General features: G+C 56.7%; 26 protein-coding genes and 1 rRNA gene. 17 read left to right on the top strand and 10 right to left on the bottom strand.

Features of this window, described 5'->3' with window-relative positions; translation table 11 throughout:
- Positions 1-43 precede the first annotated feature (43 nt).
- From efeO to ACFFSY_RS11340, 3 genes are read left to right on the top strand one after another with little or no spacing between them, the layout of a single operon-like run.
- Positions 44-916 (top strand): iron uptake system protein EfeO, encoded by an 873-nt coding sequence (efeO, locus tag ACFFSY_RS11350; RefSeq protein WP_377493887.1) that lies wholly within the window; start codon positions 44-46, stop codon positions 914-916.
- 7 nt (positions 917-923) lie between these two features.
- Complete coding sequence (gene efeB / locus ACFFSY_RS11345) at positions 924-2,228, top strand: iron uptake transporter deferrochelatase/peroxidase subunit (RefSeq protein WP_377493885.1); 1,305 nt, start codon at positions 924-926, stop codon at positions 2,226-2,228.
- A gap of 24 nt (positions 2,229-2,252) precedes the next feature.
- Positions 2,253-4,043, top strand: a complete 1,791-nt coding sequence (locus ACFFSY_RS11340) for an FTR1 family iron permease (protein ID WP_377493883.1) — start codon at positions 2,253-2,255, stop codon at positions 4,041-4,043.
- A gap of 77 nt (positions 4,044-4,120) precedes the next feature.
- On the opposite strand, the gene ACFFSY_RS11335 is transcribed toward ACFFSY_RS11340, so the two are convergent.
- On the bottom strand, positions 4,121-5,101 hold the full coding sequence (locus ACFFSY_RS11335) for an asparaginase (RefSeq protein WP_377493881.1): 981 nt from the start codon (positions 5,099-5,101) through the stop codon (positions 4,121-4,123).
- Between the two features lie 69 nt (positions 5,102-5,170).
- On the bottom strand, positions 5,171-5,872 hold the full coding sequence (locus ACFFSY_RS11330; protein WP_377493879.1) for a DUF421 domain-containing protein: 702 nt from the start codon (positions 5,870-5,872) through the stop codon (positions 5,171-5,173).
- A 147-nt stretch (positions 5,873-6,019) separates the two neighbouring features.
- Here ACFFSY_RS11330 and ACFFSY_RS11325 point away from each other — a divergent pair, with 147 nt between their 5' ends.
- A complete protein-coding gene (locus ACFFSY_RS11325) occupies positions 6,020-6,604 on the top strand; it encodes a GNAT family N-acetyltransferase (RefSeq protein WP_377493877.1) in 585 nt (194 codons plus the stop codon).
- 67 nt (positions 6,605-6,671) lie between these two features.
- Here ACFFSY_RS11325 and ACFFSY_RS11320 read toward each other — a convergent pair whose 3' ends face one another.
- The 3 genes from ACFFSY_RS11320 to ACFFSY_RS11310 all read right to left on the bottom strand — a co-directional run bounded on the left by ACFFSY_RS11320 (position 6,672) and on the right by ACFFSY_RS11310 (position 9,021).
- Entirely contained in the window at positions 6,672-7,574 is a 903-nt protein-coding gene (locus ACFFSY_RS11320; RefSeq protein ID WP_377493875.1) for a DMT family transporter, read from the bottom strand.
- Positions 7,575-7,600: 26 nt separating this feature from the next.
- Complete coding sequence (locus ACFFSY_RS11315; RefSeq protein WP_377494022.1) at positions 7,601-8,023, bottom strand: GNAT family N-acetyltransferase; 423 nt, start codon at positions 8,021-8,023, stop codon at positions 7,601-7,603.
- 110 nt (positions 8,024-8,133) lie between these two features.
- Positions 8,134-9,021 carry an AraC family transcriptional regulator gene (locus ACFFSY_RS11310; protein WP_377493874.1) on the bottom strand — a complete coding sequence of 296 codons (888 nt, stop codon included), beginning with the start codon at positions 9,019-9,021 and terminating at the stop codon, positions 8,134-8,136.
- A gap of 165 nt (positions 9,022-9,186) precedes the next feature.
- Here ACFFSY_RS11310 and ACFFSY_RS11305 point away from each other — a divergent pair, with 165 nt between their 5' ends.
- The 6 genes from ACFFSY_RS11305 (at position 9,187) to ACFFSY_RS11280 (ending at position 15,614) form a co-directional block, all read left to right on the top strand.
- Complete coding sequence (locus ACFFSY_RS11305; protein WP_377493872.1) at positions 9,187-10,941, top strand: glycoside hydrolase family 35 protein; 1,755 nt, start codon at positions 9,187-9,189, stop codon at positions 10,939-10,941.
- 236 nt (positions 10,942-11,177) lie between these two features.
- Positions 11,178-11,591 carry a VOC family protein gene (locus ACFFSY_RS11300; protein ID WP_377493870.1) on the top strand — a complete coding sequence of 138 codons (414 nt, stop codon included), beginning with the start codon at positions 11,178-11,180 and terminating at the stop codon, positions 11,589-11,591.
- 195 nt (positions 11,592-11,786) lie between these two features.
- Positions 11,787-12,542 (top strand): methylenetetrahydrofolate reductase, encoded by a 756-nt coding sequence (locus ACFFSY_RS11295; RefSeq protein ID WP_377493868.1) that lies wholly within the window; start codon positions 11,787-11,789, stop codon positions 12,540-12,542.
- Positions 12,543-12,760: 218 nt separating this feature from the next.
- On the top strand, positions 12,761-14,041 hold the full coding sequence (locus ACFFSY_RS11290; RefSeq protein WP_377493866.1) for an ArsB/NhaD family transporter: 1,281 nt from the start codon (positions 12,761-12,763) through the stop codon (positions 14,039-14,041).
- Positions 14,042-14,054: 13 nt separating this feature from the next.
- Entirely contained in the window at positions 14,055-14,339 is a 285-nt protein-coding gene (locus ACFFSY_RS11285; protein WP_377493864.1) for a hypothetical protein, read from the top strand.
- A 123-nt stretch (positions 14,340-14,462) separates the two neighbouring features.
- Positions 14,463-15,614 (top strand): cation:proton antiporter, encoded by a 1,152-nt coding sequence (locus tag ACFFSY_RS11280; protein ID WP_377493862.1) that lies wholly within the window; start codon positions 14,463-14,465, stop codon positions 15,612-15,614.
- A 134-nt stretch (positions 15,615-15,748) separates the two neighbouring features.
- Here ACFFSY_RS11280 and ACFFSY_RS11275 read toward each other — a convergent pair whose 3' ends face one another.
- Both ACFFSY_RS11275 and ACFFSY_RS11270 read right to left on the bottom strand, forming a co-directional pair.
- The gene (locus ACFFSY_RS11275; protein ID WP_377493860.1) at positions 15,749-16,045 is read right to left on the bottom strand and encodes a hypothetical protein; all 297 of its coding nucleotides are present in this window, start codon (positions 16,043-16,045) and stop codon (positions 15,749-15,751) included.
- The gene (locus ACFFSY_RS11270; protein ID WP_377493858.1) at positions 16,046-16,708 is read right to left on the bottom strand and encodes an ArsR/SmtB family transcription factor; all 663 of its coding nucleotides are present in this window, start codon (positions 16,706-16,708) and stop codon (positions 16,046-16,048) included. It lies immediately after the preceding gene.
- Positions 16,709-16,910: 202 nt separating this feature from the next.
- On the opposite strand from ACFFSY_RS11270, the gene ACFFSY_RS11265 reads away from it, so the two are divergent.
- The 6 genes from ACFFSY_RS11265 (at position 16,911) to ACFFSY_RS11240 (ending at position 21,155) form a co-directional block, all read left to right on the top strand.
- Positions 16,911-17,339: an RrF2 family transcriptional regulator gene (locus ACFFSY_RS11265; protein WP_377493856.1), complete on the top strand. Its 429-nt coding sequence runs from the start codon at positions 16,911-16,913 to the stop codon at positions 17,337-17,339.
- Between the two features lie 126 nt (positions 17,340-17,465).
- Complete coding sequence (locus ACFFSY_RS11260) at positions 17,466-18,119, top strand: nitroreductase family protein (protein ID WP_377493854.1); 654 nt, start codon at positions 17,466-17,468, stop codon at positions 18,117-18,119.
- A 353-nt stretch (positions 18,120-18,472) separates the two neighbouring features.
- Positions 18,473-18,895, top strand: a complete 423-nt coding sequence (locus tag ACFFSY_RS11255; RefSeq protein WP_377493852.1) for an organic hydroperoxide resistance protein — start codon at positions 18,473-18,475, stop codon at positions 18,893-18,895.
- A gap of 134 nt (positions 18,896-19,029) precedes the next feature.
- Positions 19,030-19,614: a P-loop nucleotide/nucleoside kinase family protein gene (locus ACFFSY_RS11250; RefSeq protein WP_377493850.1), complete on the top strand. Its 585-nt coding sequence runs from the start codon at positions 19,030-19,032 to the stop codon at positions 19,612-19,614.
- Between the two features lie 19 nt (positions 19,615-19,633).
- Positions 19,634-20,197 (top strand): NUDIX domain-containing protein, encoded by a 564-nt coding sequence (locus ACFFSY_RS11245; RefSeq protein ID WP_377493848.1) that lies wholly within the window; start codon positions 19,634-19,636, stop codon positions 20,195-20,197.
- A 172-nt stretch (positions 20,198-20,369) separates the two neighbouring features.
- Entirely contained in the window at positions 20,370-21,155 is a 786-nt protein-coding gene (locus ACFFSY_RS11240; RefSeq protein ID WP_377493846.1) for an HAD family hydrolase, read from the top strand.
- A gap of 137 nt (positions 21,156-21,292) precedes the next feature.
- On the opposite strand, the gene ACFFSY_RS11235 is transcribed toward ACFFSY_RS11240, so the two are convergent.
- The 3 genes from ACFFSY_RS11235 to ACFFSY_RS11225 all read right to left on the bottom strand — a co-directional run bounded on the left by ACFFSY_RS11235 (position 21,293) and on the right by ACFFSY_RS11225 (position 23,240).
- Complete coding sequence (locus ACFFSY_RS11235) at positions 21,293-22,078, bottom strand: DeoR/GlpR family DNA-binding transcription regulator (RefSeq protein ID WP_377493844.1); 786 nt, start codon at positions 22,076-22,078, stop codon at positions 21,293-21,295.
- 15 nt (positions 22,079-22,093) lie between these two features.
- Entirely contained in the window at positions 22,094-22,822 is a 729-nt protein-coding gene (locus tag ACFFSY_RS11230) for an MgtC/SapB family protein (RefSeq protein WP_377493842.1), read from the bottom strand.
- A 208-nt stretch (positions 22,823-23,030) separates the two neighbouring features.
- Complete coding sequence (locus ACFFSY_RS11225; protein WP_377493840.1) at positions 23,031-23,240, bottom strand: hypothetical protein; 210 nt, start codon at positions 23,238-23,240, stop codon at positions 23,031-23,033.
- Between the two features lie 421 nt (positions 23,241-23,661).
- Between ACFFSY_RS11225 and ACFFSY_RS11220 the strand changes: the two genes are divergently transcribed.
- Positions 23,662-23,819, top strand: a 16S ribosomal RNA gene (locus tag ACFFSY_RS11220); the annotation flags it as partial.

Below are 23,819 nucleotides of genomic sequence, written 5' to 3'. Positions count from 1 at the left end.
TATCAAGTTGATGAGAACGGTTATCATTGGGGGAGATGGAAAGATGAAAGCATGGAAGACAGGAGCTGTCCTCTTCGCGGCGGCCGCGATCGTGCTGACGGGCTGCTCGAAAGACAATGGCGGCAATGAGGCGAAAGAAGCAAGCGCGAACGGAACGGCTGCCGCGCAGACGAACGAGACAAGCAGCGCGCCGGATTTGACACAGGCGTCGGCTGATTATCGTGCATATGGCATCGAACAATGCGACCAATTCATTCTCGAGACCGAGAAGTTCGTTAAAGCCGTGAAGGACGGCGACATCGATACGGCCAAAGCGCTGTACGCGCCGACGCGCATGTATTATGAGCGGATCGAGCCGATCGCCGAGTCGCTTGGCGACTTTGACCCGAACATCGACGCCCGTGAGAACGACGTTCCCGATGCGGATTGGCGCGGTTTTCATCGGATCGAGAAGTCGCTATGGGTCGACAACAAGACGGACGGCATGGGCGAATTCGCCGACCGCCTGCTGAGCGACGTGCAGTCGCTGCGCGCGCTGATGGAGACGGTTGAAGTCGATAGCACGCTGCTTGTGACAGGCGCCGTAGAGCTGTTGAACGAAGTATCCTCTTCGAAAGTGACAGGCGAGGAAGAGCGTTATTCACATACCGACCTGTATGACTTCGTCGCCAACGTCGAAGGGGCGAAGAAGATTTACGAACTGCTGAAGCCGGCGCTGAACGCGAAGGACGCGGAGCTCGAACAGCAGATCGGCGAACGTTTCACGGATCTGGAAGGGCTGCTGGCCAAGTATAAATCGGGCGACGGGTACGTGCTGTACACGGATCTCAAGGAAGCGGACACGACTTCCTTGAGCCAGGCGTTGGACGCGCTGGCCGAGCCGCTGTCGCAAATGGGCACGATTCTGGAGGCGTAAGACGCGGATGAAGAACGATAAGGAACGACAGAGCGGCGACGAGCGCCAAGACGCGCTGTGGCAGAAGCCGATCAGCAGGCGCGACATGCTGAAGATGGCTGGCATCGGCGGCGCCGGACTGCTCCTCGGAGGTTTGGCTACCGGAGGCGTGCTCGGCGCGGCGGGGCGTCTTGGGGCAGCGGAGGCATCCAGCACATTCGCCGAGGCTGGCGAAGCGGTTGAATTTTACGGCAGCCATCAGGCTGGCGTTGCGACCCCTGCGCAAGATTTTATCTGTTTCGCTGCGTTCGATCTGACGACGGACGACGTGAACAGCGTGCGCCGATTGTTCCAGAAGTGGACCGAAGCGGCTGCGGCGATGACGGGCGGCGTCATGATCGGGGACGTCAACGACAATTTGAATATGCCGCCATCCGATACCGGCGAAGCGGCGGGCCTTGCGCCGTCGAAGACGACGATCACATTCGGCGTTGGACCATCATTCTTCGATGGACGATTCGGTTTGGCGGGCAAACGCCCGGCCGCGCTGCCGGATTTGCCTCCTTTCAGCGGGGACGAACTGCGGGAGGAATGGACGGGCGGCGATATCGGCGTGCAGGTATGCGCGAACGATATGCAGATCGCGTTCCACGCCATCCGCAATTTGGCCCGCATCGCGCGCGGGAAAGCGGTGCTGCGCTGGACGCAGGAGGGCTTCCAGCGCAGCGCGCAAGCCGATCCGGCTGGCGCGACGCCCCGTAATTTAATGGGGTTCAAGGATGGAACCGTCAACCCGGACGTTCGGGACGAGAAGACGATGAACGAGGTCGTCTGGGCGCAGTCAAGCGATGGCGCGGACTGGATGAGCGGAGGAACGTACATGGTCGTGCGGCGCATCCGCATTCGCGTCGAGGTGTGGGACCGCTCGACGCTTGGCGACCAAGAGGCGACGTTCGGCCGCCATCGGGGCAGCGGCGCGCCGCTCGGCAGCCGCAGCGAGACGGATCCGGTCGATTTGGAGGCCAAGGACGGGAAGGGCGAACCGCTCATTCCGATGAATGCGCACGTTCGCCTCGCAAGAGGAGACGGGACGCTTCGTATTTTGCGCCGTTCTTACTCGTATTCCAGCGGACTCGACAAGAAGACGGGGCAGCTTGACGCGGGACTGCTGTTCATAAGTTACCAGCGCGATATCGGGAAGCAGTTCATTCCGATGCAGCAGCGGCTGGCGTCCGATAGACTGAACGAATACATCGTGCATAACGGCAGTGCCGTGTTCGCTTGCTTCCCCGGCGTTCGCGAAGGCGGCTATATCGGAGATACCCTGCTGTAAGGCGGAAGGAGCGTATAACGACAGATGAACGCAACAACGAACAGAACGCCGCGAGCGGCAGGCCGTCTTACGCGGCTTGCCGTGCTATGGACGCTGCTTGCCGCGCTGGTCGCGGGGCCGGGCATCATTGCGGCAGCCGATTCCGCTCCCGCGAACGGCGTGCTTCCGGTAATCGGCAGCGCGCTTGTCGATATCGGGCAAGCGAAGTACGACGAGGCGGAGGACGCCATCGGCCAAGCCATCGCGCTCTGGCAAGCGGCGGATGCGGCCAAGTCGGATTTGACGGCCGACGTCGACTCCTCGCTTGCCCATGCGAAGACGGCAGTCGAAGCCGCCGAGCAGGATCCGGCTGCCGCCAAGCAGGCGCTGGCCGCCGCCGCCAAAGCGGTAAATGCGTATTTGAAAGCGCAAGCGAAGGGCGGGTTGACCGGACCGGCAGCGGCCGTGCTCATGATTCCGAAGGCCGAACAATTGCTTGCGCATATCGATCAATCCGACTGGGAGGCCGCATCTGCCGATTACGCGATAATCGATAAGAGCTGGAAGCAGATCGAGCTGCCCATTCGCTCGGATAACGCCTCCGTATACGGCGCGCTGGAGACTGGGATGAGCATGATCCGGATCGCGCTTCGCTCCGATCCTCCGCGCGGGGAACAGGCGAAGCAGGAAGCGTCCGCGCTGCTGCAGACGCTCAAGGATTATGCGGCAGGCCGACTCTCCGCGGCATCCGATGCGTCCGCCATAACGCTGCGGGATGCCGTCGATAAGCTGGATCAAGCCGCTATCGACGCGCAGGCGGGTCATGCCGACGCAGCCAGCGGCCAGCTGCAAGCTTTCATCCGGATGTGGCCGGGCATAGAGGGCGAAGTACAGCTCAGATCGAGCTCAATATATACGAACATCGAGAACCGGATGACGGAAGCGGCAGGCTATCTGGTCTCGGACCCGCCGCAGCTGGATCAAGCCATCGTCGTCATAGACGACATGCGCGCCAAGCTTGAACCGATGCTTCAGGACACGCGTTACAGTGCCTTGGACGCAGGAGCGATCCTGCTCCGGGAGGGGATGGAAGCGATTCTCGTCATCGGGGCGCTCGTCGCGTATTTGAATAAGAGCGGCAACGCGGACAAACGCAAGTGGATTTGGAGCGGGGCGGGCACGGGGATCGCGCTCAGCGCGGCCATGGCGATCGCGCTGACCCTCGTCTTCTCGCAAGCCGGCGCGGGTGCGATGCGCGAGCGCATCGAAGGCTTCGCGGGTCTAGCAGCCGTCGTCTTCATGTTATTGGTGGGTAACTGGCTGCACAACAAATCCAACGTCCAAGCGTGGAACGCATTCATCGATCGCCAGGTCGGCGGAGCGCTTGCGCGGGGGAGCTTATGGTCGTTGTTCGTCGTGGCGGCGCTGTCGATCTTCCGCGAAGGCGCGGAGACCGCCATCTTCTATGTGGGGATGGCTCCATCCATCGCCATGTCCCAGTTGGTGCTCGGCATTGCGGGCGCGTTGGCTTTGCTGCTCATCCTGGCGTTCGCGATGATCAAGTACAGCGTGAAGCTGCCGCTCAGACCGTTCTTCCTGGTCGCTTCGGCATTTATTTATTTGCTCGTGTTCCGCTTTATCGGGGAGAGCGTGCATTCGCTCCAAGTGGCCTCGATCGTGCCGGGACATGCGCTGCCGGATGCGCCTGCCCTCTCGGCGCTCGGCATCTATCCGACGGCGGAGACGCTGGCGCTTCAAGGCTTGCTGCTCCTCTACTTGCTGATTCGGTACCTCGCTAGATACGCGGGCAGCGCGCGCAAAAGCGTTCCGCAATAAGCCATCCGATTGAACAAAAAAGGACCTCGAACTTCACGCAGAATGCGCGAAGCGAGGTCCTTCTTCAATTGCGCTGCCTATTCGTGCATGCTCGCTTCCGCCTCGAACGCATGGAGAATGACCGCGCGGTCGGTTGTGACGGCGAGCAGCGAGGCAAGCTTGATTCGTGCTTTCGGCCCGTTCAGATGGTAGCAGAAGATGACGCCAAGCTCCTTCAAACTATGGCCTCCGCCTTCATAGCCGTACGTGTCTTGAACGCGGCCGCTGCCGCAGCGGCTGACGAGAACGACGGGGATGTTCGCGCCGATCGCCCGCTTGATGCCGGGCATGAGGGTCGGCGGCACGTTGCCTTGCCCGAACGCTTCGATGACAAGACCGCAGATGCCGCGTGTAATCAGGAAGTCGATCATCGCGCTATCCATGTCGATGGCCGTCTTTACGATGTAGACGGACTTCATCTCGGCAGGTGCCGGGTAGTTCTCCTGCGGACGCGGCTTGTAGTGGAACACAGCCTGCTGCTTCTCCACGTAGCCGATCGGCCCGAAATCCGGGGATTTGAAGGAGGACAAGCTCGACGTATGCGTCTTCGTCACGTAGCGCGCCGCATGCACCTCATCCTGGAACACGACGAGCACGCCTTTGCCTGCCGCGCCTGGGCTGGCTGCCGTTCGGATGGCGTTGACCAGATTCGTCGGTCCGTCCGAGCCGATCTCGTTGGAAGAGCGCATGGCGCCCGTCAGCACGACCGGCTTGCCGACCGGCAGATGAAGATCAAGGTAATATGCGGTCTCCTCCAGCGTATCCGTTCCGTGAGTGATGACGATTCCATCGATTAGGGGGTCGTCCAGATTGGCTTTGACCTTGGCAAGCAAGAGATGCAAGTCGGCGAACGTCAGGTGAGGACTTGGCTTGTTGAAGACATCTTCCATATCGATGCTGGAGCTATGGTCCAGCCAGCTTGTCATATGATGGCCTTCGATCGGTTCCACGACGCCCGTTTCGGGATTGCTCTGCATGGCGATCGTGCCGCCGGTCGTCAGCATTTTAATTCGTTTCATAAGGGGCCTCCCATGCGGTAATACCCCTATTATAAGCTCGGCTGCGCGAGGATTGCATCTTTTCCCGTCTTAGCCGGATTCCTTGGCGCCAGGCGTATCCTGGTAGAGGTCGATATAAAGCTCGCCGTCCGCATCGAGCTGGGCGAGGAATACATCTGCCGCGGCCAGGCCGCGCTTTGTCAGTTCATGATCGAGCCAGCCGCGATTGAGCCGGATGGACGCGAGCTGCTCCTCCATGACGGTGCCGTCCATCAGAACGGCGACCGGTGCGTGCTTCATCCCCGTGTGGATGCCGAAGTCCCGCATCGCCGGCTTGTCGCCGCCTGATGGCATGACGTTGATTTCCCCGCTCGTCTCCATTAGAGCGAACTCCGCGTCGGCGAGACGGAATACGCCTTTGCGGCGCAACTCCTGCAGCAGCTCGTCCGCTGTCAGCCGCTCATTCCGCATATTCGCTTCCAGCACGTGCCCTTGTTGAATTAGGACGGTCGCATTGCCTTCGACGAACGAACGCAGCCGTTTGCTTTTCATTTGGGCGACTTCCATGCCGTACGAGAAAGTAACCCATACGAAGAGCGAGACGAGTCCGAGGTACCAGGGCGTGCTCAGGTTGATCGAGACGTAAGCGGCCAAGCTGCCGAACGTAATGCCGGTCATATATTCGAAGACCGACAGCTGCGACACTTGGCGTTTGCCTAGCATTTTGGTGAGGGAGAACAGGATCACGATGGACAATAACGTGCGGATCGCCGCCTCCAGCCAATCGGGCATGGGCGCACCTCCTTTGTGGCTTATCGGGAACTGCCAAGAGCATGCGCAATTGGACGGACGATTATGTATCGGCTGTCTGAAAAGTCTAGACAATGATTCGCGCCCTATGCGATAGTGGGAGTTACATCAAACGAAGGAGGGCTCGCGATGGGAGACAATAGCGTGCACCCGCAGCTGCTGGAGGTGCCTGAGCAGTTCGAGAGCAGCCGGTTGCTTATCCGTGCGCCGCGCTGGGGCGACGGTGCGATGATTAACGAGGCGATAGCCGAGAGTATGCCGGAGCTCTCCGCTTGGATGCCTTGGGCGGTCGAGCTGCCAACGGTCGAGCAATCGGAGATTACAATTCGCGAAGGCAGGGCGCGATACCTGGATCGTTCGGACCTGTGGCTCATGCTGATCGAGAAGGAGAGCGGACGGCTTGTCGGATCGAGCGGCCTGCACCGGATCGATTGGGACGCACGCAAATTCGAAATCGGCTACTGGGCGAGGAGCAGCTGTACCGGGCAAGGTTACATTAGCGAAGCCGTTCATCGCATCGTTCGATTCGCGGCGGAGGAGCTGGCGGCCAATCGGATCGAAATCCGCTGCGACGCGCGCAACGTACGCAGCGCCGCGGTGGCGGAGCGATGCGGATTTACGCATGAGGGGCTGCTTCGCATGGAGAGGATGGGCGTAGACGGCACGCTTCGCGATACCCTCGTGTTCGCGAAAGTGAAAGGGATCGAATTTTAACGTAAGGAAGGGACCGACCGCTTGTCGCAGAAGCCGACGCGCGATTGGTCCCTTTATGCTTGATTCGTTATGCATCGTCCTGCGAACTACGACCTACCCGTCGAATCAGCGTCACAGCCATCCCGCCGAACGTCAGCGCGATGCCGACTGCTTGCGGCCAAGTCGGGCGGAACCCGCTGAGCGTCATATCGGCTAGTATAGCTACGCCAGGATCAAGGAATACCAGCGCTGAGATCGCGCGTGCGGATAGATGGCGGACGCTTCCGAAGAAGAGGAAGTAGACGAGTCCGGTATGCACGATGCCAACGATAGCGGATGCCGACCAATTTCCCGGCGTTAGCCCTTCGTAGGCGCCGAAATGGACGAATGGCGGAAGAATGACGACGCCGAGCGCCGTTTGCAGCATGGATACCGCGTAAGGACTCATCGAGCGGACGCCTTTGCCGAGCAAGGTGAGCGCGGCGTAGAATAGCGCGGCCAGGAACGCCCATAGTACGCCGCCGCCGAGCGAATCGGACAGCGGCATGTCGAACCTGAAGCCCGAGACGAGCGCCGTGCCGGTGACACACAGCGCGATGGATGCAACCGCAAGCCAGGTCAGTCGCTCCCGGAACAGCAAGCTGCCCGCGAGCAGCACGATGACCGGTGCGAAATAGTAGATAGAGATGGCCACCGTCACCGGCATCAGCTCGAAGGCGCGGAACAGGAAGACCCAGTTGAAGACGAGGAAAAGGCCGCTGGTCAGCACGAGCAGCACTTCCTTGCGGTTCCACCGCTCACGGGCTGCTTGTCCGGATAAGATCCATCCGGCGGCGAGGAAGAGCGTGCCGCATAGGCAACGGACGAATACGAGCTCGTATGAGCTTAAGCCGGTGAAGCTGGCGGCATAGCCGACCGTGCCGAAGATCGTCATGGCCAGCAGCATGCCATAGAGCGGCCGACGGCCGGTCGCGTTCATTGTGTTCATCATGATGTACTCCTTCTTGGCGCGAACGATTAGTTCAACATCAGCTTCATGCCTTCGTGCGATGCGGCGAAGCCGAGCCTCTCATAGAAGCGGTGCGCATCGGGGCGCTGCTTGTCCGTGGTCAGTTGGACCATGCCGCAGCCTTCGCGGCGAGCGGCGTCGATCGCATGACGGAATAGCTGCTCGCCGATTCCCTGGCCGCGGTAACGGCCGTCGACCCGAACGCCTTCGATTTGCGCGCGAAGCATGCCTTGGCGGGCAAGCCCGGGTATGAAGGTGAGCTGCAGGCAAGCGATGATTTCGCCGTTAGTCTCGGCAACGAGTACGGCGTTGCCCCGCTGGTTCTGGATGCTCGCGAACGCCTCCGTATAAGCGTCGGGCAGAGGGTCGGCAACCAGCTCGCGGGTCGACCCCAGCTCATCCTCGCTAAGCAAGCGTACGATGGCGGGCAGGTCCTGCTCAATTGCGATACGAATCTTCAGTGTCGCGACCTCCTTTCATCCATAATTACGAACGGAATCAAACCTAGACAAGGCCCGCCTTAGCCCGGTCGCTGTTGATTCTACCGCTTCGTCTCGTAACGAGGGCGATAATGCGACGGAGCCATGCCGGTCCAGCGCCGGAATTGCCGGGAGAATTGGCTGGCCGACTCGAAGCCAAGCTCCTCCGCGATCCGCTCCATCGTCAAAGTCGAATAGACGAGCAGATGTTTGGCGCGGCTCAGCACGAGTGCGCTTACATATTGACGCGGCGATTGGCCGTAAATATTGTGGAAAATCTTCGTACACTGGCTTCGGCTCAGCCCGATCGTGCGCGCGACCTCGCTGATGGCGCCTTTGCGGGCGTAGAAGAGCTTCAGCAGCCGCTCCATTTCCCGGGCAATCTCCGTCTCGCTCGTCGTAGCGGGAATCCGGGAAGCGGCAGGAGCGATTGGCGGGCCTTCCGTGAACAGCTTGTCGGCGAATTTGCCAATCAGCTGCAGGATGAATACTTGTATGCGAAGCTGGCCTATTGCGCTCTCCACGGCCGCGTCGCCCTCTTCGCCATGCCGGCTAATGATCGTCTCCAGCTCGGCGAGCGGCCCGTCGCTCCCTCCGGAAGGACTGACCTCGTCATCGCCCAGTAAGACGTAATCTGCGCTGCACAGCAGTTCGCGAAGCTTCGGCTCGTCCAGATCGAAATGGACGTTGAAGTAACGGTACAGGGCGCCGGATGCGTCGTTGATCGTCTCGTGCGGTACGCCGGACTTGATCAGCAGCCAATCGCCCGCCCGCAACGCCAGCGTATCCTGCCCGACGATCTGGGTCACCTCGCCTTCGCGGCAGTATAGAATTTCGAACAGAAAATGATGATGCCGCTCATAGCGCCAGTCCGGCGGTTTGACGCCGAAATGGCAGCCGACCGTCTGCAGCGTGCTGATCATATTTGGAAGACGAAGGATGTTGTCCATGCGAAGCGAATGCCCTCCCGGGAAAGAATTGCATCTGGTGCCATCAGTATAAAAGACCCCGTCTCAAAAGGTCAATCAATCGGACGTTTTGGCTATTCGAATGCCTACTCAACCTCATTACGATGAAGAGGAGCAATCGAACTATGAGGCAGAGGTGAAGAATCGATGGGACATTTCGGCGTTGAAGGCCAATCGTTCGTGCTGAACGGCGAGCCGATTCGCATTTTATCCGGCGCGGTGCATTATTTCAGAATCGTGCCCGAATATTGGGAAGACCGTCTGTTGAAGCTGAAGGCTTGCGGATTCAATACCGTTGAGACGTACGTGCCGTGGAATCTCCACGAGCCGAAGAAGGGTCAGTTCCGGTTCGAGGGGATCGCGGACCTGCCGGCGTTCATCCGATTGGCGGGAGAGCTGGGACTGCACGTCATCGTGCGCCCGAGTCCTTACATATGCGCGGAATGGGAATTCGGCGGCTTGCCAGCCTGGCTGCTCGCGGATCCGGGGATGAAGCTGCGCTGCATGCATGAGCCGTATTTGAAGCACGTGGACGACTACTATGATCAGCTGCTTCCGCTGATCGTGCCTCTTCAGATCACCAATGGCGGGCCGATCATCGCGGTGCAGATCGAGAACGAATATGGCAGCTACGGCAATGACAAGAATTACTTGAACCATTTGAGGGACGGGCTCGTCGCGCGTGGCCTCGACGTGCTGCTGTTCACCTCAGACGGGCCAGACCATCACATGCTGCAGGGCGGCATGGTCGAAGGCGTGCTCGAGACGGCGAACTTCGGCTCGCAGGCCTGCCGCTCGTTCGAGATGCTGCGCCGCTACCAGCCGGACGGCCCGCTCATGTGCATGGAATATTGGAACGGCTGGTTCGACCATTGGGGAGAGCCGCACCATACCCGCGATGCGGACGACGCGGCCGCGCACTTCCGCGATATGATGGCGCTTGGCGCGTCGGTCAATTTCTACATGTTCCACGGCGGCACCAACTTCGGCTTCATGAGCGGGGCGAACTGCCCGAGCCGCGACGAATATCAGCCGACGATTACGAGCTACGACTATGATTCCCCGCTCAGCGAGACGGGGGAGCCGACGGCCAAGTTCTACGCGGTGCGCGAGGTGATTGCGCAGTTCGAGACGCTGCCCGAGCTGGAACTGCCGGAGCCTATCCCGACCATGGCGTATGGCACCATCGCTGCGACGGAATCGGCGGGATTGTTCGATCAGCTGGCTCGTCTTGCAACGCCGATCCGTACCGCCGCGCCGGAGACGATGGAGGCGCTTGGCCAGAACGACGGCTTCATCGTCTACGAGACGTTCGTCTCCGGTCCGCGCGACGAGCAGGAGCTGGTCATCCAGGACTGTCATGACCGCGCGCTCGTCTTCGCGGACGATCGGCTGCTCGGCGTAATCGAACGCGCTGACAAATCCAAGACAATCCAATACGCTGTGCCGGAAGGCGGCGCGCGGCTTCGGATCGTCGTCGAGAACATGGGACGGATTAACTACGGGCCGTACATGCTGGACCGCAAGGGCATTACCGAGGGCGTCCGCATCGGCAACGCGTTCCTGTTCGGTTGGACGACATATTGCCTGCCGCTCGACAATCTGGAGACGCTCGACTTCGCAAGCGCGGAGCCGTCGTATCCGCAGCCAACGTTCCACCGCGCGGTGCTGAACGTGGAAGGCGCGCCTTGCGATACGTTCCTGGAGACGAGCGGCTGGACCAAAGGCGTCGTGTACTGCAATGGATTCAACCTCGGCCGCTACTGGGAGGCGGGTCCGCAGCAGACGCTCTACATCCCGGCCCCGCTGCTGCGCGAAGGCGAGAACGAATTCATCGTGTTCGAGCTGCATGGCGCGAAGAAGACGGAGCTCAACTTCGTCGACCGTCCTAACTTAGGCTAAGTCTGCGTTCTGCCCCAGCGCGAAAAGCCCCCGTTTCATCTTCGGATGCGACGGGGGCTTTTCGCGTCGCTCTTCCTTTTTTCGAAGCGTGATCAATTCTCGTCTATCCAAGTGCCCACCAGAGTCCCCCCCCGATTGTCCGATCATCCCCATCGTCAGGTTGCATCCGCCCATGTAATGCTTTTCCGCGTTCTGGCCATAGTAGAGAGATACACCTAATTCGGGAGTGAGCGTTCGTGATACAGGATCAGCAGAAGGACCAAGGTCCGCAAGGAGCTAACTTTAAATATGCGTCGCATGTGTTTATCGTGACCGACATCGAAGCGGCGCAACGATATTATAGCGAAGTACTTGGCTTCGCGGTGGACGGCGAATTCGTCATGCGCGACGGCGTGCAGTTTCTGTTCAAGGAAAGCAAGGCGGAGGGGGCGGTTCGTCCCAATCGACATGTCGGAGTGGAGCTGGATACGTACATTTGGGTCGATGACGTGAACGCGGTCTATCGGGAATTGAAGAACAGCGGGGCGAACATCGTGTTCGGTCCGGAAAATATGGATTACCGCATGCGCGATTTGCTGGTGGAAGATCTGCATGGCTATCGATTATGCTTCGGCGCGCCGCTTGGCATCGAGGCGGAGGGCGGACTCTAGCGGCTTCGCGCGCAGTTGAACCTTTACGAAAATTCTCCACTATCCCCCTTGGTCTAGTGAAATATGATAGACTGTGGAGGAAGCCTTCTCCTTATCCGGCAATCGGACATCGAATACGAGTCCAGTTATAGACGGGGCGCGGCATCGATGCTAGGCTCGCTGAGCTGAGCGGCAAGGGGGGCAAGTTGATGAAGAATGGACGTGGACGCGCTGAACATCTCGATTGAGCTGATACCAAGGGATACCGCGCATTTGGAGGCGGAGCTTACGCTTGTGCAGACGAGCTATGCATCGATCAATGCGATTAACATACCGGATTTACTGCGGCTGTCGACGCGCAGCTGGGAAGGCGCCGCGCAGGCGGGCCGCCGTTTTGCGACCTGTATTCCGCATATCCGGGCCATCGATTTTAATTTGAAGCAGGATTTCGGCCTGCTTGACGTGCTGGACGAGCATGGCATCAACCAGGTGCTCGTCGTCACCGGCGATCCGCCGCAGGACATGAACCGCCCGGTCTACCCGACGACGAGTTTGGATTTGATCCGAAAGCTCAAGCAGGCGAGACCCTCGATGAAGGTGTACGGCGCAATCGATCCATACCGGGCTAACTTCCGCGCCGAGTACGATTATATTCAACGCAAGCTGGATGCGGGGGCGGACGGCTTTTTCACCCAGCCGTTCTTCGATCTGCGGCTCATGGAGGTTTATCACGAATTGATGGGCGGTCAAGAGATCTACTGGGGCGTATCGCCCGTAACGAGCGATCGGTCGCGCAACTATTGGGAGACGAAGAACAATGCCGTGTTCCCGTCTAGCTTCGAACCTACGCTTGGATGGAATACCCAATTCGCCCGGCGTGTCCTCGATTATGGCGCAACGACGGGGACGAACGTCTATCTGATGCCGATCAAAGTCGATCTGAAAGCTTACTTGGACGGAATATTCGGCTAGCAAATAGATTAAGCGGCATCGGTTTGCGCGTCCGGGCCATGTCCTGAAACAGGTCGAAATCATCGTCGAAGTCTTTACAACCCGGACCTATTGCAGCTATACTTACAGCATATGTTCATATCGAGAGTACCGGAGGAGCCTGCCAACAGCGGGCTCTTTTTGTCTTTTTTAGGGTATTCCCTGTTTAAGCGGGAGGCATTACGCAAGGAGGAGCATACGTGGAACAACAGGCTTACTGGGCAATCGGCATTTTTCTTTTAATCTACGGGTTAATTATTTCGGAGAAGATTCACCGGACGATTCTGGCGATGCTGGGCGGCCTGGCCATGGTCGTATTCGGAATCGTCGAGCAGGAGGAGGCGCTCCATCATATCGATTTCAATACGTTGGGCTTGTTAATCGGTATGATGATCATCGTCAGCGTAACGGCGGATACGGGGCTGTTCAAATACGTCGCCATCTGGGCCGCCAAGAAGGTGAAAGGGGAGCCCGTGCGCATTCTGGTCGCGCTGGCGCTGATTACGGCGTTCGGGTCGGCCTTCCTCGACAACGTCACGACCGTTCTGCTCATGGCGCCCGTTACGTTCAGCATTACGAAGCAGCTTAGGGTGAATCCGATTCCATTCCTCATCACGCAGATTATCGCTTCGAACGTGGGCGGGACGGCGACACTGATCGGCGATCCGCCGAACATCATGATCGGCAGCGAAGTGAAGGAATTAACGTTCATGGCGTTTATCTACAATTTAACGCCGATCGCCGTGCTCATCATGCTGGCGTATATCCCGCTCTTCATTTGGATGTTCCGCAAGCAAATTCGGACGACGCCCGAGCTGCAGGCGGACGTCATGAGACTGGATTTGTCAGAGCTAATTACGGACCGGAAGCTGCTGACGAAGTGTTTGACCGTGATGGGACTGACCATTCTAGGTTTCTTCCTGCATCAGACGCTGCATCTGGAGTCGTCGGCCGTCGCGCTGACCGGCGCCTTCGTGCTGCTGCTGCTTACGGGCGAGCGTACGATGGAGCAGGCGTTTACAAGGGTCGAATGGACGACGATATTTTTCTTCGTGGGACTGTTCGCGCTGGTATCCGGCCTGGTCGAGACCGGGGTAATCACGGAGTTGGCGGCCAAGGCGATCGACCTGACGGGCGGCGATTTGCTCGCGACGTCGATGTTGATCTTATGGCTGAGCGCTATCGCTTCCGCGTTCCTCGACAACATCCCGTTCGTGGCGACAATGATTCCGATGATTCAAGAGATGGGCCAGATGGGCATGGACAATCTGGAGCCGTTATGGTGGAGTCTCGCGCTCGGCGCTTGTTTAGGCGGCAATGGTTCCTTGATTGGGGCGAGCGCGAACTTGATCGTGGCGGGACTCGCGGGCAAGGAGGGGCATCCGATCCGGTTTCTCCACTACCTGAAAATCGGGTTTCCGCTCATGCTGCTTTCCGTGGCCATGGCGAGCGTTTATATTTACGTCCGATATTTGATGTAGGGAGGCGGTAACCATGATCACTTACAGTTTCGATGAAAATCTTATCGAGATGAAGGAGAAGCGGGACGGAGCGGAGACCGAATTCCGCATTCGCCTGCTGCAAGCCGAACCGTTTGTGGGAAGGATGAGGAACATACAGCGGCAATTTGAAGATAACGAGGACTACACGGACGCGCTGTTTTATGTTTATCCGGATCAAGCGTATAAAATTATCGTCCAAGATGAGCATTACGCCGACTTTCTGACAGAACTTTTCAAAGCGAAACTGATTCAATCGCTCGCCTGGGTGGAGGATTAACAACCGAATACGCGCAACGAACTGGAGGAGCCTGTCACCAAGGGATCGCCGTGCCTATCGCACGGGATCCGTTGGTGGCAGGCTCCTTTTGCGCATAATACCAAATAAGGATGGTGTTGAACAATGCTGATTTTTGAATTGGCCATTATATTGCTCGCGTCGAAGCTGGCCGGCGACTTGAGCGTGAAGTTCCGTCAGCCGGCCGTATTGGGCAAGCTGCTGATCGGCATTATTTTGGGCCCGGCCGTTCTGGGGTTGATCACCGCCGGCGACGTGCTGGAAGAGCTCAGCCAGATTGGCGTTATTTTGCTCATGTTCATGGCAGGACTCGAGACGGATGCGGACGAATTCAAGCGCACGGGGAAAGCGGCTTCCTTCGTCGGGGTAGCTGGCATCGCGCTGCCGCTCGCGCTTGGATATGGGGCGGGAGTGCTCATGGATTTGCCGCCGCTGGAAGCGGTATTCCTCGGCTTGTTACTCTCCGCCACGAGCGTCAGCATCTCCGTCCAGGCGCTGAAGGAGATGGGTAGGCTTAAGTCCAAGGAAGGAGCGACGATACTTGGCGCCGCGGTCATCGATGACGTGCTGGTCATTATCGCGCTGGCGTTCGTCATGAGCTTGGCGGGCGGCGACGTCAATTTGGGCGTCGTCATTCTGAAGAAAGTCGCGTTTTTCGCGGTCGGCATTGCGGCGGCATGGAAGCTTGTCCCCTGGGTGCTTCGCCTATTCGCGCCGCTTCGGGTGACGGAATCGGTCGTGTCGGCGGCGTTGATTCTTTGTTTTACCTTCGCTTATATGGCGGAATACACGGGAGTAGCCGCCATCATCGGCGCTTATATGGCGGGGGTGGCCATCAGCTTTACGGGTTACAGGCACGAAGTGACGGAGAAGATCGAGACGATTAGCTATGCCGTCTTCGTGCCGGTATTCTTCACGTCGGTCGGTCTCAAGGTCGAGTTCTCGGGCATTTCGTCCCATCTCGGTCTGATCGCCGGACTGACGGTCGTTGCGGTTGTCTCCAAGCTGCTCGGATCCGCGCTCGGCGCGAAGGCGGCGGGCTTCGGCTGGCGCGGCGCTCTCGGCATTGGGGCAGCGATGGTATCAAGAGGGGAAGTCGCCCTCATTATCGCCGCGATCGGACAAGAGGCGGGTTTGCTGCAGCCGGACTTATTCGCTGTGCTGGTGGTGGTCGTGCTGCTGACGACGATCGTGACGCCGCCGATGATGAAGTGGTTTTTCGGAGATATAAAAACAGCTCCATCCCCAGAACGATGACCTCGTTATACTCGCTAAGGTCTTGCCCGGGAAGGAGCTATTATGCGAACGGATTCTGATTTCATCGAGTCGTGAGCGGCGGGCAACGGCTGTGTGCGTCATTCGCACCGCGGCGATCGTACGGGATGCGACCATTACGAACGACGAACCGAGCGCGGCATGCTCGCGCTTCGCGAAGGACGAAGGATGATCTCGGCCGCGCGAAGACGAAGCTCGTCGTTCTCGTGGTGCAGCATTTCCTCCAATACGAGGTAAGCTTGCCGCTTCAGCGCGTCATCCTTTCGTCTGCGGAACCGCTCGATGAGACTGGCGACGATTCTCGGGCGTGGTTTCACCATGGCGAATTTCCACGCATGGCGGGCGCGGTGGGCCAGTTCGGCCTGCTGCGCTTGATGCATTTGTTCAAATTGATACGGATGCATAGGGTTCATTTATTCTTCCTCCTTGAGGGTAGTAGGGGGTTCTTCTTGTTCCGAAATCGGTTCTTCGACGGCTGGCTCGCGGTCGGTTCCGAAGCGAGGCTCGTCGATTTGCAAGCCGATGCCGGAGAAATAGTACCATTTGGCGTCTTCCTGATCGGTAGGTTCCGGAAGCTGATCGAGTTCATCCACAAGCTTGCGGAAGCGCACGAGCCAATCGACGAATTGCGCTTCGGTTGCCCGAATTTCCGCCTGCATCATGAGACGAGGACGCCGAAGTACGTCGTCGGTCGTCGTGTGGAACGCTTCTTCCGGAGCGGAGATGACGCGCAATCTCGCCCGGTTCAGCACTTCCAGCATGCTGTGTCTGTAGTAATCGCCGACCTCCGCAGCATAGGGCAGCAGGTCGTCGGCAACGCGGAAGCTGTATGCGACCGAACGGTAAAACTTTTGGATGATGCCGTTTTTGGCCTCGGTGTGAACGACTTGAATGAAGCCGTATTTCTCCAGCTCATTCAGGTGATAGTGGATTTTAGCCCGCGGAATCTCAAGACTGTGCGCAATCTGTTGGCCGGTATAAGAACCTTCGATGAGCATGTTCAGGATTTTCACCCGGAAAGGGTCGCTGAGCGCTTTGAGTTGATCGTAGTTTGTAATCATGTGGAACTGGTCCATTATATTTTCACATCCTAATCGTTTTACACGGTCAAATTTATTTACTCGTATAATAAAACATGACGGTAATAACTGTCAACCACATTTTGGTATTGACAGCGCCTATTTATTTCAGCAGGGTCCCGCGCCTTGTCCGATACCCGGAATCGTTGCCACCGCGCCTTCCGTTAGAGTAGACTGAACCTATAAGGGAGTGGAGCGAATGAAGACAACGAGGACGAATCAGATCGAGCCGCCAAAATTCCGCAAAGCCGTACACATCCTGATGTACCTGGCGAAGGACGGGGCTTTCCAATCCAGTGCGACCATAGCTTGTTCGGTTCAGTCTCATGCCACCTTTCTTCGCCGGATTTTGGCCTTGTTGGCCAATGCCGGGATCGTGGAGACGAGGGAAGGACGCGAGGGCGGTTATGGATTGAAGGCGTCGGCGGACCAGATTACCTTGGCGGAGGTGTACATGGCCGTGAGGGGAGAAGAGCACGAATGCACGGCGGTAGATGCCCCCAGCGAGCAGACCGAACGGCTCGATGCGGCGATGGATGAACTCATGCAGGAAGCTGATAAACGAATGTTAGCCTTTCTGCAAGGCTATACGCTTGCCGACTTGATGGAGACGCTTACGCAAAAATAAGGTTGCGCGTGGCGTCCCCTTCTCATATAATGTGCTTATATCGGTTGCAGTTAATTGGATAACTGCTTTTTTTAAGCCATAACTGTGCTCTTACTTGGCACAGTATATTCGAGGAGGCTGACCATAATGACTGAACGTACACAAGAAGAAACAGTGTCCTATTCCGAAATTCTTGAGAGCAGAAGATCGGTTCGCGTATACGACCCTTCGTATCAACTTCAACGGAGCGAGCTGGAGGCGTTGATTCAAGAGGCCGCCCTCGCGCCTTCCTCAGCGAATCTGCAGCCTTGGCGATTTCTGATTATTGATGATCCGAAGCTGAAGGAAGAGCTGTTCCCGATCGCCAATGCTCAAGAGCAAGTGAGGACGGCCTCGGCGGTCATCGCGGTTCTGGGTGATCTGCAATGCTACGAGCATATCGAAGAAATTTATGGAGAAGCGGTCGCGCGCGGGTATATGACGCAGGAGATCAAGGACAGCTTCGTGGCACGAGTCTCGACCATGCTGCCGGCGATGAGCGAGCAGTCGCGCAAGGATATGGTGCTTTTCGACGGAGGACTGGTGACGATGCAGCTCATGCTGTCCGCTCGGGCAAGGGGACTGGACACTGTTCCGATGGCCGGCTTTGACAAGAATAAATTCAAAGAGGCGTTCGCGATTCCGGACCGTTACGCGCCGCTGCTTCTCGTTGCCATCGGGAAAGCAGCCAAGGAGGGCCATCCGACGACGCGCCTGCCAGTTGAGCGGGTCACGTTCTGGAATGAACATTTCAAAGCCTAACGATCAAGGGAAAACTGCCCAAGCGGCAGTTTTTTTGTTTTTCTAAATCGTGCTGCCGATGATTTTCGGCTTCATTCCGTATATTGCATACATGACTGCAAGTATTCCGTTTAATATTGCCGTCTTGCGTTTGAAGCGGAAACTTACCAAGTGGGATATTTTTTTGGACAGGGCATATTGGTTGCTATCGCGATTATGGTGTCTTTCTTGTTGGGCGCCGCAACGAACGTGACTCGGCCGTAGTATCAGCGAAGGCTGCGGCTAAACGGCGGCGCTTGCATAACATTCCTCTCCTTGACCGACAATACGGAAGCAATAGAAGACCAATTACGAGACTCGAGGGGATAGGGAAGATGAGCGTTTTATACACGGCAACGGTAACAGCGACGGGGGGAAGGAGCGGCCGCGTCGTTTCGTCGGACGATGCGCTGAATCTGGATATCAAAATGCCCAAGGCGCTCGGAGGCGCAGGCGGCGAAGGAACGAATCCGGAGCAGCTATTCGCGGCAGGGTACGCGTCATGCTTCGACCAGGCGCTGCAGCTGGCGATTCGGACGAAAGGCGCGCAAGGTGCTAAGGGGACGCAGGTCACCGCGCATGTCTCGCTGCTGCGGGACGAGGTGGACAACGGCTACAAGCTTGGCGTGACCCTTGACGTCAAAGTCGACGGCGTCGATCCGGATACGGCGAAGCAGCTGGTTGATGCCGCGCATGATATTTGCCCTTATTCCAAAGGTACGCGCGGTAATGTGACCGTCGATTTACGGGTGGTCTGACAGGGATGAGCGAGAAGGGGTTTCCAAGGGCGCATCGGGAGAACGAGCGCAGCTTGGAAATCCCTTTTGCATTTACTAAGAAGGTAAATTGCGCTATCCTTGACATACATTCGAGAGGGTGGAGGTTTTGGCAGGTGAAAAGGCTCGTGTTTGTGCTTGGCGCAGCCGGAGCGGGCAAAACAACGGTTGCCAAGGCGCTTGCCGCGAAACGCGGAGGCGCTTTTTTTGATATGGACACGCTACTGCGTCCCGCGGCGGAAGCGATCATGATGCTTCAGGGCTTGGACCCGGCTGACAGGGATTCCGCCTCATACAAGGCGTTATGCCGAGATCTAGGCTACAGGATAACGATGGACGCCGCGCTCGAGAACGTGGCGCTCGGAACTGAATCCTTCGTGGTGGGTCCGTTTACGAAGGAGACCGCCGATCCGGGCTGGTTGGCGCGCGAACTTGACCGAATCAATGAGTCGACAAGCAGTGTGAATGTTAAGATCTTGTTCGTGACACTGCCGACGGAGGAGGATTACCGTAAGCGCATCGAAGGGCGAGGTTCCAAACTCGACGTTTGGAAATTGGCGAACTGGAGTGCCTTTGCGGCATCTCTGGCGCCAAGGAAGGCTGCGTGGCCGCTGCGTCCGGAGGCGGTACTACAGTACGATAACGCCACACCGTTGACGGTCGATAGACTATCCGAATTGGAGCGTTTTTTGGACCTATAAGCCAGGAGAGGGGAACAAAATGGAAGCGAAATATTGTATGACGTGCGGCTCCGCGCTAGCTGAAATTGTAATCGACGGTACGCCTCGGAAAGCATGCACGAACGAAGGCTGCAGTTTTGTTCACTGGGGCAATTACAGCATAGGCGTAGGCGCGCTAGTCATGAAGGAAAGCAGAGTGCTGCTTGTCCGCCGGGCGCAAGAACCCGGTAAAGGGTATTGGACGAATCCAGGCGGCTATATTGAGCAGCTCGAACCAATCGAAGAGACGATTGAGCGTGAAGTGCTCGAGGAAACGGGAATTACGGCTGAGACGACCCGGATTGTGGCGCTGCGCGATCAGCCTAGAGGCATACATAACGTCTACATCGCGTTCGGGATGAACTATATCTCCGGCGTTCCGACAGCCGACGGCGTCGAGGTTGACGAGGCGGGCTTTTTCAGCCTTCAAGAGATGGAGACGATGAAGGTAGCCGATTTGACGCGCTGGCTGGTCGATATCGCCATGAAGCAAGGGGAGAACGGTCTGCACAGGGACCGCCATCCAATCGTGCCTTTGAGCGGGCAAGGATTATTCCGGATTTAGTTTGGTGTTTTGTTGTGATTGGTCATTTTTATTTTGATTAAACAACAAATAACAACATAAAGTTGACATGAAAGCGCATCTTCGATTACCATTTCCATAAGAGAAGTCAAGTGGAATAGAAGGCGAGCGTGATCCCTTTATGGTGGCGAAGATCGATGGCGAGCCCAGAACGTTGATATTTGATTTGGACAATACGTTGATCTGGGATGAACGAAGCGTGAAGGAATCGTTTGAAGCGGTTTGTCGAATTGCGGAGCAGCAAGCCGGCGTCGACGCAGTCGCCGTTGAGGCGTTGGTTAGAGAGGAAGCGGAGCGGTTATTTCGAAGCTGCGACGCTTATGAGTATGCGGAAGCAATCGAAGTGACCGAGCTGGAGGCACTATGGGCTCGATTCGATCAGGGCGATCATCCGATGCTGCGCAGGCTGCAAGAGCATGCGCCGGTCTATCGCAGAGAAGTATGGCGGAACGCGCTAATTCGTGCTGGAGCAACCGAAGAGAGAGCCAAGGCACTGGCAAGTGAACTTGCGGAACAGTTCGTGGCTGAGCGGCGTGCGAGACCGATCGTCTACGAGGATACGTTCTCCGTATTGGAGGCGTTGAAGCCGAAGTATCGCATGGTCCTGTTAACGAATGGCGATCCGAGCTTGCAGCAGGAGAAAGTCGACGGCGTTCAAGGGTTGGGTGATTATTTCGAACGGGTGTTCATCTCCGGTCATTATGAAGTCGGGAAGCCTTATCCGATCATCTATAAGCATGTATTAGATGAACTCGGCGAAGAGGCTCGGCATTGCTGGATGATCGGCGACAATTTGCGAACGGACATTAAAGGGGCGAACGGAATCGGCATGACCAGTGTTTGGTTGAACCGTTCCGGTCAAACGCCGATTGAAGGCGTCATGCCGACCTACAGCGTATCGTCTTTGCGCGGGGTAGCCGGTCTGCTGACGAACGAATGACAACCTAACTGATTATGAAAGAAGAGGCGTCCCGGTGGGACGCCTCTTCTAACTTTTGGCTGTAGCTCCGCTTCCATCACAGTTGTAATGAAGAGTAATGCTGGCGATACACCCTTGCTGAGGCGACCTTGAATGTCCTAGGTTTCCTCATCGGGACCTGCGATTAGCAGCTCTACGCCGTTCTCATCCAACAGCTCGCGCCATTCGGCGGAGCATCCGGTATCGGTGACGAGCGCCGAAATCGATTTGAGCGGGCAAATATGGGCAAGCGTTGATTTGCCGAGCTTTGAATGGTCTGCGAGCACGATAAGCGCCTCGGAACGCTCCGCCATTTGGCGCGCGATATGTGCTTCATACAGGTCGTAGTCGGTAATGCCGTCCGCCTGCGTAATTCCGCCAGCGGAGATGAACGTTTTGTTCACTTTCAGCTGCTTCAGCGCAAGCTCGGCCAGCGGCCCGCTTGCCGTCCGCTGATGAACATTCACTTCACCGCCGATAAAAATAAGCCGGCCGCCGAACTGTTCCATAGCCGCAAGCATCACCGGTACGGAGTGGGTGACGAGCGTGACGTTTTTCCGCTGGGCCAGATGCTTGATCATCGCGAGCGGCGTCGTGCCGTTGCCGAGCATGATGCTGTCGCCGTCGGAGACGAGCGAAGCGGCGAGCGCTCCGATCGCGTCCTTTTCGGTCGCATGGATAATCGTTTTTTGATCGAATGGAGGCTCGATGGCGTAGGAGCGGGACTTAACCGCGCCGCCGTACACTTTCTTGAGTAATCCTTCCTTGTCCATCCGGTCCAGATCCCGGCGGATCGTCTCGGAGGAGACGTTGAACATTTCCGCAAGCTGCGGGACGCCTACCTTGCCGTCGCGCTCCAGCCTGCTCATGATTTGCTTCTTTCGGTCTTCGAATGTTAAGGACATCGCATATTCCCCTAATTAGATCGATTCACCTTCCGTCTCCAGCCCCAGCATGCCGTCGAAAGAGGAGAGTTCGGCAATAATTTGTTCATACCGGTTCGATTTCTTCAACTTCAAATGAAGACGGATAATAAGAACATCGTCGTTTTTGCCGGCGGCGTCTTCATCCTTCTCCATCAGGAGCTTATTAATCTGAATGCCGTTATTGCTAAAATAACTGACGACCTTGTTTAAGCAGGTAGATCCGCTCGCAACGCGTATAATGAGGTGCCGCGTTTTCTTCGTTCGCGAGAATCGTTTCTCCATCTTATTGAAGAAGAAGAGGCTAATCACGACGAGAAACGTCAGCGCCCCGGCACCGAAGTAGAAACCAGCGCCTACAGTAAGCCCGATTGCGGCCACGACCCATAGAGATGCCGCCGTGGTCAAACCCGAAATCGTCAGACCTGTCCGCATAATCGTGCCGGCGCCAAGGAATCCGATGCCGCTAATGACTTGAGCGGCTAGACGAGCCGGATCCAGTCTGACATTAGGCTCGGAGGCGAACTCCGAGAATCCGTAGATGGACAAGATAACGATTGCTGCCGATCCGAGACACACAAGGATATGAGTCCGGAATCCCGCGAAGTGCCCGCCAAGCTCACGTTCAATGCCGACCATACCGCCTAACAGCAGTGCTAGCACCATGCGAAAGGCGATCTCCCAGTCGTTGATGTGCCATACCTCCGGGTTATACGTAAGCTCCAACCGGATCTCCCCTTCCCGCAAGTGAAATAACATGGAAAACTATAACGGTGTATCTTATACAGCATCATAACCAGTCGTGACCGATCGGTCAATGGATTGCGCTTATAACCACAACAATTCGCATAAAGTGTTACAATTTCTAATTAACACGCTCCACTAAGTAAACAATATGAGTATATACCCTGAGAAACATATTAATATTCCCCATTTACGAATTGTGATAACTACCGCTTGGAGCGTTCATTACCCATTCTAATATTGAGATCATATCTTCTAATCGCAGCAAATGTGGATGCGTGGCCGCCTTCTCCTCATCTAATGTAGCCCGCAAATTTTTATGCTGCAACAGCAGTTCATTCAGTTTTCGCTTAATTTGATCTTCCGTACGCATTTCTTGTTTCCTCCATAAGATTGACATGATAAATCCTGCTTAGACCCAATCTATAATACTTTAAGGCGCCTGAGCAAGGCGATTCCAACTATACTTGGCCGTTAATTTGAATGTATATCGCAAACAAGTAGCGGGTAAAATGACAAGCGAACTGAAGTAAAATAATACCACTTGATTCGAGGCGAGAAACGAGTTATATTATTAAACGTTGTCGCCGCAATCATAAACGACAGCGAAAGAAAAACGAAAAATATGCTTGCAACGGAATGCGGAAATGTGTTATATTCTAATTCCGGCCGCGAGAGCGACGGACAAGCAAAAGAAACAACTTGTTCCTTGAAAACTGAACAATGAGCGATATGTCAAAGCTAGTGAAGTAATGAGCTAAACAAGCACTTCTCGACAAATTGCTGCTCGTAACCTCCGGTTACGGCAAACCAATTTGTCTTTTATGGAGAGTTTGATCCTGGCTCAGGACGAACGCTGGCGGCGTGCCTAATACATGCAAGTCGAGCGGACTACCTGGTTGTCTTCGGACAACTAGGTGGTTAGCGGCGGACGGGTGAGTAACACGTAGGTAACCTGCCTGTAAGACCGGGATAACAT

It is taken from the genome of Paenibacillus aurantiacus (genome assembly GCF_042431225.1).
GTDB lineage: Bacteria > Bacillota > Bacilli > Paenibacillales > Paenibacillaceae > Paenibacillus_Z > Paenibacillus_Z aurantiacus.
This window is presented reverse-complemented; position numbering and strand designations above follow the sequence as displayed.